Annotated in this window: 12 protein-coding genes; 9 read left to right on the top strand and 3 right to left on the bottom strand. The window is 71.2% G+C overall.

Annotated features, from left to right (window positions below):
- Positions 1–592: 592 nt before the first annotated feature.
- Positions 593–985: a CBS domain-containing protein gene (locus tag AB0J72_RS01410; RefSeq protein WP_344500864.1), complete on the bottom strand. Its 393-nt coding sequence runs from the start codon at positions 983–985 to the stop codon at positions 593–595.
- A 166-nt stretch (positions 986–1,151) separates the two neighbouring features.
- Here AB0J72_RS01410 and AB0J72_RS01405 point away from each other — a divergent pair, with 166 nt between their 5' ends.
- The 4 genes from AB0J72_RS01405 (at position 1,152) to AB0J72_RS01390 (ending at position 5,428) form a co-directional block, all read left to right on the top strand.
- The gene (locus AB0J72_RS01405) at positions 1,152–2,588 is read left to right on the top strand and encodes a GuaB1 family IMP dehydrogenase-related protein (RefSeq protein WP_363393204.1); all 1,437 of its coding nucleotides are present in this window, start codon (positions 1,152–1,154) and stop codon (positions 2,586–2,588) included.
- Between the two features lie 164 nt (positions 2,589–2,752).
- Positions 2,753–4,063: a hypothetical protein gene (locus tag AB0J72_RS01400; protein ID WP_363393202.1), complete on the top strand. Its 1,311-nt coding sequence runs from the start codon at positions 2,753–2,755 to the stop codon at positions 4,061–4,063.
- Positions 4,064–4,127: 64 nt separating this feature from the next.
- Positions 4,128–4,625 (top strand): SigE family RNA polymerase sigma factor, encoded by a 498-nt coding sequence (locus AB0J72_RS01395; RefSeq protein WP_363393200.1) that lies wholly within the window; start codon positions 4,128–4,130, stop codon positions 4,623–4,625.
- A 5-nt stretch (positions 4,626–4,630) separates the two neighbouring features.
- Complete coding sequence (locus AB0J72_RS01390) at positions 4,631–5,428, top strand: hypothetical protein (protein WP_363393197.1); 798 nt, start codon at positions 4,631–4,633, stop codon at positions 5,426–5,428.
- On the opposite strand, the gene AB0J72_RS01385 is transcribed toward AB0J72_RS01390, so the two are convergent.
- Positions 5,394–6,746: a hypothetical protein gene (locus AB0J72_RS01385; RefSeq protein ID WP_363393195.1), complete on the bottom strand. Its 1,353-nt coding sequence runs from the start codon at positions 6,744–6,746 to the stop codon at positions 5,394–5,396. The genes AB0J72_RS01390 and AB0J72_RS01385 overlap by 35 nt on opposite strands.
- Positions 6,743–7,894, bottom strand: a complete 1,152-nt coding sequence (locus tag AB0J72_RS01380; RefSeq protein WP_363393192.1) for a glycosyltransferase family 4 protein — start codon at positions 7,892–7,894, stop codon at positions 6,743–6,745. Before AB0J72_RS01380 ends, AB0J72_RS01385 begins: the two co-directional genes overlap by 4 nt.
- 34 nt (positions 7,895–7,928) lie before the next feature.
- On the opposite strand from AB0J72_RS01380, the gene AB0J72_RS01375 reads away from it, so the two are divergent.
- The 5 genes from AB0J72_RS01375 to AB0J72_RS01355 all read left to right on the top strand — a co-directional run bounded on the left by AB0J72_RS01375 (position 7,929) and on the right by AB0J72_RS01355 (position 15,155).
- The gene (locus tag AB0J72_RS01375; protein ID WP_363393189.1) at positions 7,929–8,789 is read left to right on the top strand and encodes a DNA-formamidopyrimidine glycosylase family protein; all 861 of its coding nucleotides are present in this window, start codon (positions 7,929–7,931) and stop codon (positions 8,787–8,789) included.
- Between the two features lie 4 nt (positions 8,790–8,793).
- Positions 8,794–10,212 (top strand): DUF2142 domain-containing protein, encoded by a 1,419-nt coding sequence (locus AB0J72_RS01370; RefSeq protein ID WP_363393186.1) that lies wholly within the window; start codon positions 8,794–8,796, stop codon positions 10,210–10,212.
- 198 nt (positions 10,213–10,410) lie between these two features.
- Positions 10,411–11,922 carry a sugar transferase gene (locus AB0J72_RS01365; protein WP_363393183.1) on the top strand — a complete coding sequence of 504 codons (1,512 nt, stop codon included), beginning with the start codon at positions 10,411–10,413 and terminating at the stop codon, positions 11,920–11,922.
- Between the two features lie 1,212 nt (positions 11,923–13,134).
- On the top strand, positions 13,135–14,322 hold the full coding sequence (locus AB0J72_RS01360; protein ID WP_344500884.1) for a histidine kinase: 1,188 nt from the start codon (positions 13,135–13,137) through the stop codon (positions 14,320–14,322).
- Between the two features lie 20 nt (positions 14,323–14,342).
- Positions 14,343–15,155 carry a LytTR family DNA-binding domain-containing protein gene (locus tag AB0J72_RS01355; protein ID WP_363393180.1) on the top strand — a complete coding sequence of 271 codons (813 nt, stop codon included), beginning with the start codon at positions 14,343–14,345 and terminating at the stop codon, positions 15,153–15,155.
- The last annotated feature ends 60 nt before the right edge of the window (positions 15,156–15,215 follow it).

Below are 15,215 nucleotides of genomic sequence, written 5' to 3'. Positions count from 1 at the left end.
TGCCCCGTTGACCACGGCGCCGGTTGAACGTGGGGCAGTTGATGTGGCGGCGTTTCCACATCGGGCTCGGCCTGTCCGTAGGCGACTCCGGCCCCGCAGGCTTGCTGCGGTCCGCATGTCCCGGTCGGCCGTCGTGCTGTTTCTGCCAGCTTCGACTGCCGCTCAGTGCGCCCGGCTGGGTGTTCCTGACTGAGTGGGCCAGATCGGGTGCGGCGGTCTGTGGTGCCTGTGTCCTGTCGCTGGCGTGACCCGCAGGCTCCGTCGATTGCGGGACCGGAGGCCCCGCACGGCCAGCGCTGGTGATCGGCGCTGTCGGCTTGATCGAGGGACGGTTTCCGGCCACCGTCGCGCCGGGAGCGGTCCTTCGGTCACCGCGCCGCTGAACTCTGCCGCAATGAATCTGTCGCAGCGCAACCTGCACGGTGAACGCGGTGGCGGGTTCGCGGCGGTGCAGGGCGCTGTTGGCTGGATGAGGTGCGGCAATTGAGCTTCTGGGGTGGCTGGCTTTCGTTGGTGGCTCATGATCCCGAACGATTCCGGTAGCCAGAGCTACCGAGATCGTTCGGGATCATGAGGGGGTGGCGGGTGGGGGTTAGGCGGCTACGGGGGAGTTCTGGTGGACCCAGACGCGGAGGATGTCGCGGACTGAGATGACGCCCAGGACGTCGTCGTTGTCGAGGACGACGAGGTGGCGGAAGCCGCCGCGGACCATGGCGGAGGCGGCCTCTTCGATGGTCCAGGTGGGGCTGGCGTAGACGACTTCCCAGGTGATGTGCTCGGCGGTGCGTTCGACGTCGGGGTCGAGGTCGGCGCCGATGGCTTTGAGGATGTCGCGTTCGGTGATGATGCCGACGCCCGCGCCGTCGGGGTCGAGGACGATGGCGGAGCCGACGCGGTGGCGGGACATCAGCTGGGCGGCCTGGCGGAGCGTGTGGTCGGGGCCGAGCTGGACGACGGCGGTGGACATGGCCTCGTGGACCTGCATCAGGCATCACTCCTCGCAACCGGCACTTCACGCAATTCTCCCTGCTCAGGAGGGCGCGCTCAAGGGTTGACCACCCTCGCGGAGGGGGCAGGAACAGGGGCATGACGCGAGAAGGAGCGCGAGAAGGCCCGATACCGCGCCGGAACGCGCGTTAGAGTTCCGAGACGTGCGCTTCCTCAACGATCTGCAGCCGGGCTATGACCTGACGTATGACGACGTGTTCATGGTGCCGAGCCGCAGCGCCGTCGAGTCACGCATGGCGGTCGACCTGAACTCGCGGGACGGCAGCGGCACGACGATCCCGATCGTGGTGGCGAACATGACCGCGGTCGCGGGGCGGCGGATGGCGGAGACCGTGGCGCGGCGGGGGAGCCTGGCGGTCATCCCGCAGGACATCCCGATCGACGTGGTCGCGGAGGCGGTGTCGTGGGTGAAGCAGCGGCACCTGGTGCACGACACGCCGATCACGCTGGGGCCGACGGAGACGGTGTCGCTGGCGCTGGACCTGCTGCCGAAGCGGGCGCACGGCGCGGTGATCGTCGTGCAGGACGGCCGGCCGGTGGGTGTGGTGACCGAGAGCGACTGCCACGACGTCGACCGGTTCAGCCAGCTGCAGAGCGTGATGTCGCGCAACCTGCAGACGCTGCCGGAGGACATCAGCCCTGAGGACGCGTTCGTGCAGCTGACCGCCGGGCATCACAAGCTCGCCCCGGTCATCAACGCCGACGGCCGGCTTGTCGGAATTCTGACGCGGAACGCCGCGCTGCGCGCCACGCTGTACCAGCCGGCGGTGGACAAGCACCAGCAGCTGCGCATCGGCGCCGCGATCGGCATCACGGGCGACGCGGCGGGACGGGCCGACAAGCTGCTCGCCGCCGGCGTGGACGTGCTCGTCGTCGACACCGCGCACGGGCACCAGGAGCGGATGATCTCCACGCTGCGGGCCGTCAGGGCCCTGGACCCGGGCGTGCCGGTGGTCGCCGGCAACGTCGTGACCAGGGACGGTGTCGCGGACCTCATCGACGCGGGCGCCGACATCATCAAGGTCGGCGTCGGGCCGGGCGCGATGTGCACCACGCGGATGATGACCGGGGTGGGCCGGCCGCAGTTCTCCGCGGTGCTCGAGTGCGCGGCGGAGGCGAAGCGGCGCGACAGGCACGTGTGGGCCGACGGTGGCGTGCGTCACCCGCGCGACGTGGCGCTGGCGCTCGCCGCCGGAGCGTCCAACGTGATGATCGGCTCATGGCTGGCCGGCACCCACGAGTCGCCGGGCGACCCGCGGCGGGACCAGAGCGGCCGGCTCTACAAGGAGAACTTCGGCATGGCGTCGGCGCGCGCGGTGAGCCGCCGGACCGCCGACGACAGCGTGTACGAGCGCGCCCGCAAGGCCCTGTTCGAAGAGGGCATCTCATCGTCGCGGATGTATCTGGACCCGCGCCGTCCGGGCGTGGAGGACATCCTCGACGCGATCGTCGCCGGGGTCCGCAGCGCCTGCACCTACGCCGGGGCGAGCAACCTGGAGGAGTTCGCGGAGCGTTCCACAGTGGGCGTGCAGAGCGCCGCCGGGTACGCGGAGGGAAAACCGCTGGATGTCAGTTGGTGAAGGGGCCGACGGGATAGTCTCGTCACCCGCAGGTCACGTATGGTGCGTGTCGTGAAGCTCGTTCGCGACCATGGCCGTCGAGGGTGACCGACCAGCAGCCGCCTGAGGTTACCGGTCAGCAGCCGCCAGAGGTTACCGGCCAGCAGCCCTCCCGCAGCCGCCGTATGCAGGCGATACGCGTCGCGTCCCGTTTCGTTGGTGCCGGCCTGCTCGACCAGGTCGTCATCGCGACCGCGAACGCGGCGAACACGCTGCTCGGCGGCATCCTGCTGCCCAAGGACCAGTTCGGCGCGCTGGCGCTCGCGCTGAGCGTCGGCTACTTCTCGATGTACCTCAACCGGGCGTTCGTCGGCGACGTGCTGCTCGCCCTCGCGTCGCGGTTCGAGGGTGAGCACCGGGGCCGGCTCATCCGCAACGGGCTGACGACCGCGTTCTGCTCCGGCGTGACCACGATGGTCGTCTTCACCGTGCTGTGGCTCGTCTGGCCGCACGACGGCAACATCGACCTCGACGAGCTCATCTGGCTGGTGCCGTTCATGGTGCCGCTGATGCTGCACGACACGGCCCGCTGCGACTACCTCGCCGACCGCCGGCCCGACAAGGCGCTCGGCATCGACCTCGTGTGGGCTGGCACCCAGGGCGTCGTGATCATCCTGATGATCCTGACGGGCAACGAGAGCCCGGGCGGGTTCCTCGCCGCGTGGGGGATCGGCGCGACCGCCGGCGCCACCGTCTACCTGCTGCGCGAGCGGCGGGTGCCGTGGCGCGGCAACCCGAAGGCGTGGCTGGCCGAGACCCGGCACCTGTCCGGCTGGTTCACCGCCACCGCGATCGTCGCCCAGGTGCAGGTCCTCGCGATCAGTTTCCTCGTCGCCGGCAAGCTGTCGAAGATCGAGCTCGGCAACCTGCGCTTCGTGCAGACCGTGCAGCTGCAGCCGGTACAGAACCTGGTGGCGGCGATCCAGGGGCTGCTGGTGCCGCGGGCGTCCCGGGCCGCCGCCGACGCCGCGAAGCCCGGCGCCGAGGGGGCCGACGCCGCCGCGACCCTGCGCCGCCAGACCAGACAGCTCGCGCTCGCCTTCGCGGTGCTCGGCACGTTGATGGTCGTCATCGTGTGGCCGTTGGTGTCGTGGGTACTGACGACGACGGACAAGTTCGCCGAGGCCGCGCCGCTCGCCCTGCCGATCGCGTTGCAGGGCGCCGTGTACCTGCTCCAGGTGCCGTTCACCGCCGCGATGCGCGGCATGCACCGCGCCAGGATGCTGTTCGTGCAGTACGTCGTGTTCGCGACCGTGTCGCTGACCGGCCTGTCCGTCGGCGCCAGCCAGGGGCTGCAGGGCGCCGCGTGGGGCCTGCTCACCGGCTCCACCACCGGACTCATCTGCATGGTCGTCCTGTACGGGTACGCGCTGAAGTCCGTCGGCCCGCCGGCACCCTCGCCGGCGCCGCGACTGGACGCGACCCAGAAGGCCTGAACACAGAAAGCCTGAGACGCAGAAAGCCGAGCAACCTTTCGGGCCCCCCGGACGTGCAAGGGCCGTGGAAGACACCGACGCCACCTACGTGGCCTTCGTGGAGGCCGCCTGGCAGCGGCACCTGCGGCTGGCCATCCTGCTGACCGGCGACCGGCACCGCGGCGAGGACCTGCTCCAGGACTGCCTGGTCAGGATCTACGAACGGTGGCGGCGGCTGGCCCGCGCCGACGACCCGCACGCATACCTGCGGCGCATGCTCGTCAACAACAACGTGTCGCTGTGGCGGCGGCTGCGCCGCGAGCGGCTCGTCGCCGACCCGCCCGACGCCGCCGACCGCTCCGCGGAACGGCACCCCGACACCGAGCTGCTCCGTCAGGCCCTGCGGGCGCTGGCGCCCCGGCAGCGCGCGGTCGTCGTCCTGCGCCACTACGAGGACCTGCCCGAGGCGGAGATCGCGGCCATCCTCGGCTGCTCCGTCGGCACGGTCAAGAGCCAGAACGCGCGGGCGCTCGCCAAGCTGCGGACGGCCCTGCGCACACCGATCTTCGAACAGAACAGGTGACGCTCATGCCCATCGACCAGCACCTTTCGGACCAGCTGCACGACCTGGTGGACCGCGAGCCCGGCTCGCCCGCGCCGACCCGGCTGCTGCTGGAGCGCGGCCGCCGCCGCGCACGCCGGCGCCGCACCGCGACCCTGGCCGGGGTCACCGCCGCCGCCGTCCTCGGGGTCGCCGCCGGCACCGTCGCGCTCCAGCAGTCGCCGGCGAGCGGCCCGGCCGTGACCGCGCAGCAGAGCGCGCAGGAGAGCGCGCCGCAGGGGACGCCGCAGCTCAGGCTGGCCGCCGCGGTCGCCGCCAGCGGGTCGACCAGCTACGCGTTCACGATCACGATGGTGGCCGGCCCCGAGACCCGCACCGCCAGGGGCGAGTTCGACCCGGCCGCCACCACCGGCGTGCTGCGCTACGGCGACGGCAGCGAGCAGCGCCTCGTCGACGGGCAGCGCTTCATCGGCGACGGCAAGGGCCACTGGAAGTTCCAGAACGACGGGCGGCACGACTCGCTCACGTTCAGCGGCCTCGGCGACGACCCGTTCCCGGTGTCGGGGGACCCCGCTCAACTGCTGCAGAACCTCGCGAAGGTCGGCACGGTCACCGAGGCGTCCCCCGGCGTCTACCGGTTCACGATTCCGGCCGGTCCGACCGAAGGCGAGGCGACCGTCGCGGACGGCAAGGTCAAGAAGGTCACGTACAACACGCCGTTCTACGGGCTGGTGGACCGGAAGCTGGTCGCCACGGTCACCGTCGAGTTCGCCGGCTACGGCAAGACCGTCACGGTCCAGAAGCCGGAGCGCTGGGTGGACTGACCGGGCCGAGCAGCAGGGCGGCCTCGCCGGCGAGCAGCAGCAGCCACAGCGTGCCGCCTGTGCCGCCGATCAGCCACTCGTTCGTGATCATCGTGAACAGCGCGCCCGGGATCAGCACCACCAGCCAGGGGTCGGCGTCCCGGCGGCGCCGCCACACGTTCCACAGCAGCAGGCCGAGACCGGCGAGGAAGGCGGCGACGCCGGCCACGCCGGCCTTGCGCAGCGCCGCGATCGGCGCGTTGTCGACGGTCAGCTTGATGTCGGCGCCGCTGCTCGCCCGGTACACGGTGGCCCGGGCGTCGCGGGTGTTGCCGAGCAGCTGCTCGGTGCGGCTGTCGTGCCGCCAGTCGGATCCGACCTGCCGCCACGTCTCGACCCGGCCGCTGCTGACCCCGGCGTCGTCGCCGTACCGCTCCTTGACCAGGAACGACGGGCCGTTGACGAGCAGCACGAGCCCGAGCGCCGCGGCGGGGACGAGGGCGAGGCGGCGGCCGTACCAGATGAACACCAGCGTCGCGATCGCCATCAGCAGGAAGCCGGTGCGGGAGTCGCTGGCGCACAGGACCAGGGCGGCGGTCGCGACCGATCCGATCCGCTGCCAGGCGGCGACGCCGGTGTCGGCGCCGATGCGGATCGCGGCGAGCACGGCGATGCACGCCATCGCGTTGGGGTGGTCCAGCAGCCAGGACGCGCCCCAGAACCGGTACTCGAAGCCGCGCCCCCACGGCGTGTCCGGCACGACGTGCGGCGACGTGAACAGGTTGCCCGAGCCGGCCGCCAGCAGCACCGCGACCGTGCCGAGGAACGTGACCGCGATCCCGAGCGTGAGCCGCGCGAACGACCCCCGGAACGCGAACACCGCCAGCACGACAAGTCCGAAATATCCGGCGTACAGCGTGCGCTGCACCGCGATCTCCGGCTTGAGCACCAGCGCCGCACCGAGCGCGCCGATGATCAGGTACGACACGCCGAGCCACGCCGCACCGGACCGCAGCGCGGCCCGCGAGACCGGCCGGAACCAGAACAGCAGCAGCAGCCCCGACAGCAGCAGCAGGCCCCACACGACGGCGCCGGTGTTGGTGTACGTCCAGCTCAGCACCCCCTGCACGGCGAACACCGCACCGAGGACCAGCCCGCGGCGGTCCGAGCCCGGCACCAGCGACACGGTGAGCGCCCCGACCGCCCCCGCGAGCAGGCCGGCGACCAGCGCGAGCGCGGCGTCGCGGTAGCTGTCGTCGACGACCAGCTCGACCGCCCCGGCGATGAGGCCGACGGCCACGATCCCGGCGACGGCCCAACCGGCCCGCCGGGGGGTCACCGCACGACGCTGCGGTAGATGTCGATCAGCCGCTGGGTGAGCACGTCAGGGGAGAAGTGCTCCTCGAACCGCGCCCGCGCCACCGGCGCCAGGGCCGCGGCGCCCGCCTGCGCCACGACCAGCCCGCCGGCGAGCGCGGCGGGATCGGGCTCGACGACCCACCCGGCGTCGCCGGCGAGGAACGGCAGCCCGCCCCGGTCCGTGACCAGCACCGGCCGCCCGGCGCACAGCGCCTCCAGCACGATCGTGGGCAGCACGTCGTGCCAGGTGGATGCCGCGATCACGCACGCCGCGGCGCCGATCTGCGCCCGCACCTCGGCGTTCGGCAGCACCCCCAGATACGTGATGTCCGAGCGTTCCGCGGCGGCCGCCTCGGCCAGCGGGCGCAGCGGGCCGTCGCCGATGATCCGCAGCGGCCCCAGCGCCCCGTCTGGGTGCCGCCGCCACGCGTCCAGCACCAGCGACAGGCCCTTCTCGGGGGTCAGCCGCGCCGCGTACAGGAACCCCTCGCCGCGACCGGCGGCCGCTCCCGTGTCCGGGATGCCGTTCGGCTTGACCGTGATCCGCTCGTCCGGGATGCCGAAGTCGCGCAGGTGCTCCGCGATCCGGTCGGTGAGCGCGACGAACCGGTCCACCCCGCGCCAGGTGCCGCGGTGCACGGCGAGCGTCGTCGCCATCACCGCCGACTGCGCCTTCGAGTCCCGGTAGCACGAGTGCCGGATCGCCGGCAGCGCGAACGCCTTGCCCCGGCACTCGGTGCAGATGTGCCCGTCGCGGAAATAGAGTCCCGGCGCGCAGACCTGACGGTAGTTGTGGACGGTGTGCACCACCGGTACACCTGCCGAATGCGCCGTCCGGACCACCCAGGGCGACAGGAGCGGATAGGCGTTGTGCAGATGCAACACATCCGGCTTTTCCGCTTTTATCAGTTTTTCCAGGGCGCGCTGCGAGTCACCGTTGCGGATCGGTGACAGCGGCAGCAGCACCTTACGCGCCGTGGAGAACGTGCCGATCTCGTCGGAGCTGCGCAGGAACGGCAGCACCGACACCCCGGCCGTGGACAGTTGCGCGATCTCGGCATCGACGATGACATTCTCACCGGACGGTGCGCCGGACGCGTAGCGATTGTGCGCGACAACGACCTTCATGACGGGAAAAGACTAACTGAGGCAGACTGTACGAGTGCCCGAGCTTCCCGAGGTCGAAGCGCTCGCCGCGTTCCTCCGCGAGCGCGCCGTCGGCCACACCATCGACCGCATCGAAGTCCCGTCGCTGAGCGCGTTGAAGACCTTCGACCCGCCGGTGACCGCCGCCGCGGGCCAGGCCCTGACCGGCGCGTCCCGGCACGGCAAGTTCCTCGACATCCACGTCGGCGACGACCTGCACCTCGTCACCCACCTGGCCCGCGCCGGCTGGCTGCACTACCGCGAGACGTTCAACGCCAAGACCCCGCTCAAGCCGGGCTCCGGCCCGATCGCCGTCCGGGTGCGACTCGACGACGACTCCGGCTTCGACCTCACCGAGGCCGGCACCAAGAAGAGCCTCGCCGCCTACTTCGTCACCGACCCCCGGCTGGTGCCCGGCATCGCCCGGCTCGGCCCCGACGTCCTCGCGGTCACCACCGACGAGTTCGCGACCGCGATCCGCAGCCGCAAAGGCCAGATCAAGGGCGTCCTCACCGACCAGACCGTGATCGCCGGCGTCGGCAACGCCTACTCGGACGAGATCCTGCACGCCGCCAAGATGTCGCCGTTCGCGCTGACCAACCGCATCACCGACGACACGATGGCCACCCTGCACACCGCCACCCGCACCGTGCTGACCGACGCCGTCTCCCGCTCGGTCGGGCAGAAGGCGGCGACCCTGAAGTCGGAGAAACGCTCCGGCCTCGCCGTGCACGCCCGCACCGGCCTGCCCTGCCCCGTCTGCGGAGACACCGTCCGCGAGGTCTCCTTCGCCGACACGTCACTGCAGTACTGCCCCACCTGCCAGACCAACGGCAAACCCTTGGCGGACCGGCGGCTGTCGAAGCTCGTACGCTGACCCGGTGCGCCGTGCCTTCCTGATCGCGTTCACCGGTTTCTTCCTCCTCGGCGCGGCATGGGCGCTCGCGCTGCCGTCCAACGGCACCTACGACGAGAAACAGCACCTCGTCAGGGCCTGGGCCGTGTGGACCGGCCAGTGGCTGCCGCACGACCGCGCCCTGGACGCCAGCGGCGTCGAGACCAACGCGTTCACCGGCCCCCGCAGCCTGCTGCCCTCCGACGCGGACTGCACGTGGATCGACAAGCCGCTCTACCGGCCGGCGTCCTGCCTCACGTTCACCGACGACCGGGCGACGGTGCTGCAGCCCAGCGCCGCCGCCCGGTACAGCCCGATCTACTACGCCCTGGTCGGCCTGCCACTGCGGATCTCCCCGACGAACGCCGGCCTGATCTGGGCGCGGCTGCTGTCCGCCCTGCTGTCGGCCCTGCTGCTCGCCGTGGCGTTCGCCCTCGCCGGCACGGCGCTGCTCCGGGCCGCGGTCGTGCTCGCCGCGACGCCGATGCTGCTGAACCTCGCCGGCGCGCTCAACCCCAACGGCCTGGAGATCAGCGCCGCCGTCCTGCTCTACGTCGCCGTGCTGCGCAAACACTGGCCCGCGGCGGGGGTCGCCGCGGCGCTGCTGCTGACGACCAGGGACCTCGGTCCGTTCTTCGCGGCGTCGGTACTGGCGGTGTCGCTGTTCGTGACGAAGACATGGGTCCGGTCCCGGGCATTCTGGCTGCCGGCCGCCGGCGGCCTGGCGTTCGCCGTCTTCTGGACACTGGTCGCGTCCCGAGGCAACGCCGTCGACCCCGGCCGGCCGATCGCGGCCACCACCAGCGGGGCGATCCTGCGCGACATCGCCGACAACCGCGCCGAGTTCTGGATCCGCCAGATCGTCGGCCAGTTCGGCTACGGCGAGACCACCGTCTCCCTCGGCATGATCGGACTCTGGTACCTGCTGATCCTCGCCGTGGTGGTTCCCGCCCTCTGGTTCGGGCCCGGCCGGCTGCGCATCGGCATCGTCGCCGTGGCGCTGGCGTCCGCCGCCCTGCTCACCGCCCTGGAGCTCTACTTCGCCCCGAAGGTCGGCCACTTCGCCCACGGCCGCTACGTCATGCCGCTCGCCGTCGGCGTGATCCTCCTCGCCGGATCCACCGACCGTTACGCAACGTGGTCCCCGTCTCGCTGGCTCGTGCCGGGGATCGTCGCCGTGACGATCCCGCTCCACCTGTACGCGCTGGCCCGCGTCATGACCCGCTTCCAGCACGGAATCAACGAACGGCTGAACCCGTTCGGTGGAACCTGGCAGCCGCCGCTCGGCAGTGTTGTGCCCCTTCTGGCGTGTTTGGTAGGTGGTGCGCTACTCGCGGTGATTGTCACGCGGAGTTCTGTCCGGCCCACGCCAGTGCACTCGACAGCCAACACGTTCAGCAACTAGTCTCGGCCGGTCGTCGTCAGTAGCCCGAACCAACATGGGACACTTCTCGCGTGCGATCGGGTGTTCTTGCGTCGGCGACCACATCCCACCCGGTCGAGCAGTTGAGCGCCCTGATCCCCGGATCGTGGTGCGAGAGGACACACTCAGGTGACCGCTAGTCTCCAACGTCCGGCCACCCCGCCGAGCCGGAGATCTATCTTGGGTGAGCTTGACAGCTTCGAGATCCTTCCCGAACACGCGCTCACTCCCCTCGGCCCCAACGGCGTGCCCCGCTCCGGCTGGCAGCGCGCCCGGCGGGTCTCCCGCTGGCACCGCCCCTACGCGGCGATCCTCCTGCTGCTCGACACGCTCGCCTGTGTCATGGCCAGCGTCACCGCGAGGACCTTCCTCGACACCAAGACCAACGAGATCTTCGAGCAGGCCCCCGGCCTGTGGACCTCGATCACGTTCGGGATCCTGCCGGCCGTCTGGCTGCTCGTCCTCTGGGGCCACGGCGCCTACGACCGCCGCTACCTCGGCACCGGCACCGACGAGTTCAAGCGCGTCGTGCGCGCCTCCTGGACCGTCGTCGCGATCGTCGCCTTCGCCGCGTTCGCGACCAAGACCGCGGTCTCCCGGACCTCGGTCGGCGCCGCGCTCGTCGGTGGCCTGCTCTACGTGCTCGTCCTGCGCTACTTCGCCAGACGCGCCCTGCAGTACGTGCGGACCAAGTTCAACCTCGCGACCCACCGGCTGCTGCTCATCGGCACGCTCCAGGAGGCGCTCGAGGTCCACCAGGCGATCGCCCGCGACCCCGCCGCCGGCCTCGTCCCCGTCGGCATCCACCTCACCGAGGGCTACGCGCCACGGCCGAGCACCATCACCCCGGTGCCCGTGCACGCCGGCCGCGACATCCTCTCCCTGGTCCGCGAGCTCAACGCCGACACGATCGCCGTCTGCGGCTCCGCCAGCGCCGAGCCCGTCGAGCTGCGGCGCCTCGCCTGGCAGCTGGAAGGCACCGGCATCGACCTCGCCGTCGCCCCGCAGCTCACCGACATCGCCGGCCCCCGCGTCCACATCCGGCCGATCGAGGGCATCCCGCTGCTCTACGTCGAGGAGCCCAAGCTCTCCGGCATCGGCTGGCTCTTCAAGAACGTCATCGACCGGGTCCTGGCGCTCGTCGCCCTGCTCCTCGTCCTGCCGTTCTTCCCGATCGTCGCCCTCGCCATCAGGCTCTCCGACCCGGGTCCGATCTTCTTCCGCCAGCCCCGCATCGGCCGCGAAGGCAAGATGTTCAAGGTCTGGAAGCTGCGGACCATGTACGTCGACGCCGAAGAACGCCAGGCCACCCTCGACGAGCACAACGAGAGCGACGGCCTGCTCTTCAAGATGAAGAACGACCCGCGGGTCTTCAAGGTCGGCAAGTGGCTGCGCGCCACCTCGATCGACGAGCTCCCGCAGATCCTCAACGTCCTCGCCGGCGAGATGTCGCTGGTCGGCCCCCGCCCCCTCCCCGCCGACGACGGCGACTTCCTCGGCGACGTGCGCCGCCGCCTCCTCGTCCGCCCCGGCATCACCGGCCTGTGGCAGGTCAGCGGCCGCAGCGACCTCTCCTGGGACGACGCGGTCCGCCTCGACCTCTACTACGTCGACAACTGGTCCCTCGTCCTGGACCTGCACACCCTCTGGCGCACCATCGGCGTCGTCGTCTTCCGCAAGGGCGCCTACTGACCCGCCGGGCACCGATTGGGTAGAGGCTTCCGGATCCGGCTGGCATCGCGCTGGTGCGCGCGTGCCTGAGACGCCCCCCCACGCCCGCCCTGCCATTCATCCCCTCCTCACCCGTCACTCGTCACCCGCCCCCTTTCGCACAGACATTGATCAATGCCCCGAAACGCCCCTTTCGCGATAGACGTTGCGCGATCCACCCCCATTTGGATCACTGAAACCGCGGCAGATCGCGCAGCGTCGATGTGTAGAAAGCCGCAAATTCGGGCACTGGCCAACGTCTACCACAGGCGGTGGCGCGCTCCCGTTTCGATGCCCGGCGGCCCGTCGACGACGGCTAGGTGGGCATTGACCAGCGTCTGCCGCAGGCGGTGTGTGCTGCCGTTTCGATTCCCGGCGGCCTGTTGCCGACGGCTGGGCCGGATCATCGGCCGCCAGTGGCCGCGCGACGTCGTCGGCGAGGATCTGGAAGCTCGACCCGCCATTTTCCGTTACCCGGCTGCGGTGGGGCTCGTCGCCACCCACCCGTCTGCGGGCGGCGCGCTCCCCGCCACCGCGGGCAGCCGCCGGCCCCGCGCAGACGTTGGTCAATGCCCGGAAAGTCTGTTTCAGGATGGACGCGGGAGTTGGTGCTCATGAGCCGCGCAGTCGGGCATTGACCAACGTTTGTCATGGGCGAGTGGTGCGCTGCCGCTTCAACGCCCGACGGGCAGTCGGCGAAGATTGGGCTGGATCTGGAAGCTCGACCCGTCATCGTCCGTTGCCCGGCTGCGGTGGGGCATGTCGCCACCCACACGCTGCGGGCGGAACGCTCCCCGCCGCCCGCGGGCAACCGCCTGCCCCGCGCAGACATGCGGGTGGCACGCTCCCTGCCGCCCGCGGGCAACTACCTGCCTCCGCGCAGACATTGGTCAATGCCCCGGAAAGTCTGTTTCAGGATGGACGCGGGAGTTGGTGCTCATGAGCCGCGAAGCTGGGCATTGACCAACGTCTGTCGTGGGCGAGTGGTGCGCTGCCGCTTCGACGCCTGGCGGGCAGTCGGCGGAGATTGGGCTGGAGCTGGAAGCTCGACCCGCCATCCCCGCCACTCGCCCTGCCTGCCCAGGAACGGATGCGAAATGCCCGCTTCATGGTGGTGCTGAAGCTGTGTAGCGGGGGTGCCTGGCGGGGGATCGCGGGCTGTTCTGGGCTGCGCGGGTGGTCCAGGATGGGCGCGTGGGTGGGAACCTGGCCGCTGGGATCGCGGTCGTCGGGCTGGCGGTGGCGCTCGGCGTCGCGGTGTGGGCCGTGGTCCGGCTGCGGTCGCGGCGGGCGATCGCGACGGCGGCGCAGCGGGCGACGTACGACGTGCTGCACATCGCGGCGCTCGCGGCCGAGCCGTTGCGCAACGGGCTGACCGACGTCGCGGCGGGCAAGGCGGTCCGGCACCTGCGGACGCTCACCGGGGCCGCGGGGATCGCGGTCACCGACGCGGCGCGGGTGCTGGCGTTCGACGGGGCGGGGGAGCACCACCGGGAGCAGGTGGCGGCGGCCGGGGCGAAGGCGGTCACCGCCGGGCGGTCCACCGTGCTCGGCAGCGACGAGCTGCCGTGCGACCTCGTCGACTGCCCGGTCCGCGGGGCCGTCGTCGTCCCCCTCGCGCAGCGGGAGGGGGCGCTCGTCGCGCTGTCGGACGGGCCGCCGGCGCCGGGGCTCGTGCAGGCCACGGCGGAGACCGCGCGCTGGGTGGGGACGCAGCTGGCGCTCGCCGAGCTCGACACGTCGCGGGCGCGGCTGGCGCGGGCGGAGGTCCGGGCGCTGCGGGCGCAGATCAGCCCGCACTTCATCTACAACGCGTTGACGGCAATTGCGAGTTTTGTCCGGACCGATCCCGAGCTGGCGCGGGAGTTGATTCTCGAGTTCGCGGAGTTCACGCGGTACTCGTTCCGGGCCCACGGGGAGTTCACCACGCTCGCCGAGGAGCTGCGGTCCATCGACCGCTACCTGACGATCGAGCGGGCGCGGTTCGGTGAGCGGCTGCAGGTGCGGCTCCAGATCGCGCCGGAGGTCCTGCCCGTGACGCTGCCGTTCCTGTGCCTGCAGCCGCTGGTCGAGAACGCGGTGCGGCACGGGTTGTCGCGGAAGCCCGGAATGGGCACGATCAGCATCGTGGCGCGGGACGCGGGCGCGGAATGTCACATCACCGTCGAGGACGACGGGGTGGGGATGGAGCCTGCCGCGCTGCTCAGCGCCGACGACACCACCGACGCCGGGCAGCACGTCGGGTTGCGCAACGTCGATGAGCGGCTACGGTCGGTCTTTGGCGACGGGTTCGGCGTCGTGGTCGAGACGGCCCCCGACGCGGGCACGAAGGTCAGCATGCGGGTCCCGAAGTTCCACCCCGGAGTGCGGAGCAGCCAATGAACCGGAGTGCGGAGCAGCCGATGAGCTCGAGCGCGGGCAGGAGCATCACCGGCCAGGTCGTGCACGAGCACCAGCAGCAGCCCGGGTTCCTGCGGGTCCTCGCCGTCGACGACGAGGTGCCCGCGCTCGACGAGCTCGCGTACCTGCTGCGCGCCGACCCCCGCGTCGGCCGGCTCCACACGGCCGGCGACGCGACCGAGGCGCTGCGGGTCCTGCGGGACATCGACGTCGACGCCGTCTTCCTCGACATCCGCATGCCCGGCCTCGACGGCATGGAGCTCGCCCGGGTCCTCGGCCGGTTCGCCAAGCCGCCCGCGGTGGTGTTCGTGACGGCGTACGACGACCGCGCCGCCGAGGCGTTCGACCTGGGCGTCGCCGACTACGTGCGCAAACCGGTCCGGGCCGACCGGATCGCGGAGTCGCTGCGCCGCGTGCTGGCCGCCAGGCTCGTGCCCACGCACCCGTCCGTCGCCGGCCGCCGCGACCGGCAGGACGACCCGACGATCCCCGTCGAGCTGGCCGGCACGACGAGGATGCTGCCCCGCTCGTCGGTGCGCTGGGTGGAGGCCCAGGGCGACTACGCCCGGCTCCACACCGCTGACGCGTCCCACCTGGTCAGGGTGTCCCTGGCGACGCTGGCCGAGCGATGGGCCGACGCGGGTTTCGTACGGGTGCACCGCTCCTTCCTGGTGCAGCTGAAGCTCATCACCGAGCTGCGGATGACCAACACCGGCTACGTGGTGGTCATCGACGACCACGAGCTGCCGGTGAGCCGCCGGCACACCAGAGAGCTGAAGGACCGACTGGTCCGCGCCGCGAAGTCGTGGTCATAACAAGGGACAGGTCTTCACGACTTCCACACATCACGCACCGTTGCCCCTCGCATCTACCCA

Origin of the sequence: Dactylosporangium sp. NPDC049742, from assembly GCF_040674675.1 — a bacterium.
Taxonomy (GTDB): domain Bacteria; phylum Actinomycetota; class Actinomycetes; order Mycobacteriales; family Micromonosporaceae; genus Dactylosporangium; species Dactylosporangium maewongense.
This window is presented reverse-complemented; position numbering and strand designations above follow the sequence as displayed.

Excerpts from the sequence above, each read along its gene's own strand:
- AB0J72_RS01410 (WP_344500864.1), bottom strand. The coding sequence starts at position 985 with ATGCAGGTCCACGAGGCCATGTCCACCGCCGTCGTCCAGCTCGGCCCC.
- AB0J72_RS01390 (WP_363393197.1), top strand. The coding sequence starts at position 4,631 with ATGCCCATCGACCAGCACCTTTCGGACCAGCTGCACGACCTGGTGGAC.
- AB0J72_RS01355 (WP_363393180.1), top strand. The coding sequence starts at position 14,343 with ATGAGCTCGAGCGCGGGCAGGAGCATCACCGGCCAGGTCGTGCACGAG.
- AB0J72_RS01400 (WP_363393202.1), top strand. The coding sequence starts at position 2,753 with ATGCAGGCGATACGCGTCGCGTCCCGTTTCGTTGGTGCCGGCCTGCTC.
- AB0J72_RS01380 (WP_363393192.1), bottom strand. The coding sequence starts at position 7,894 with ATGAAGGTCGTTGTCGCGCACAATCGCTACGCGTCCGGCGCACCGTCC.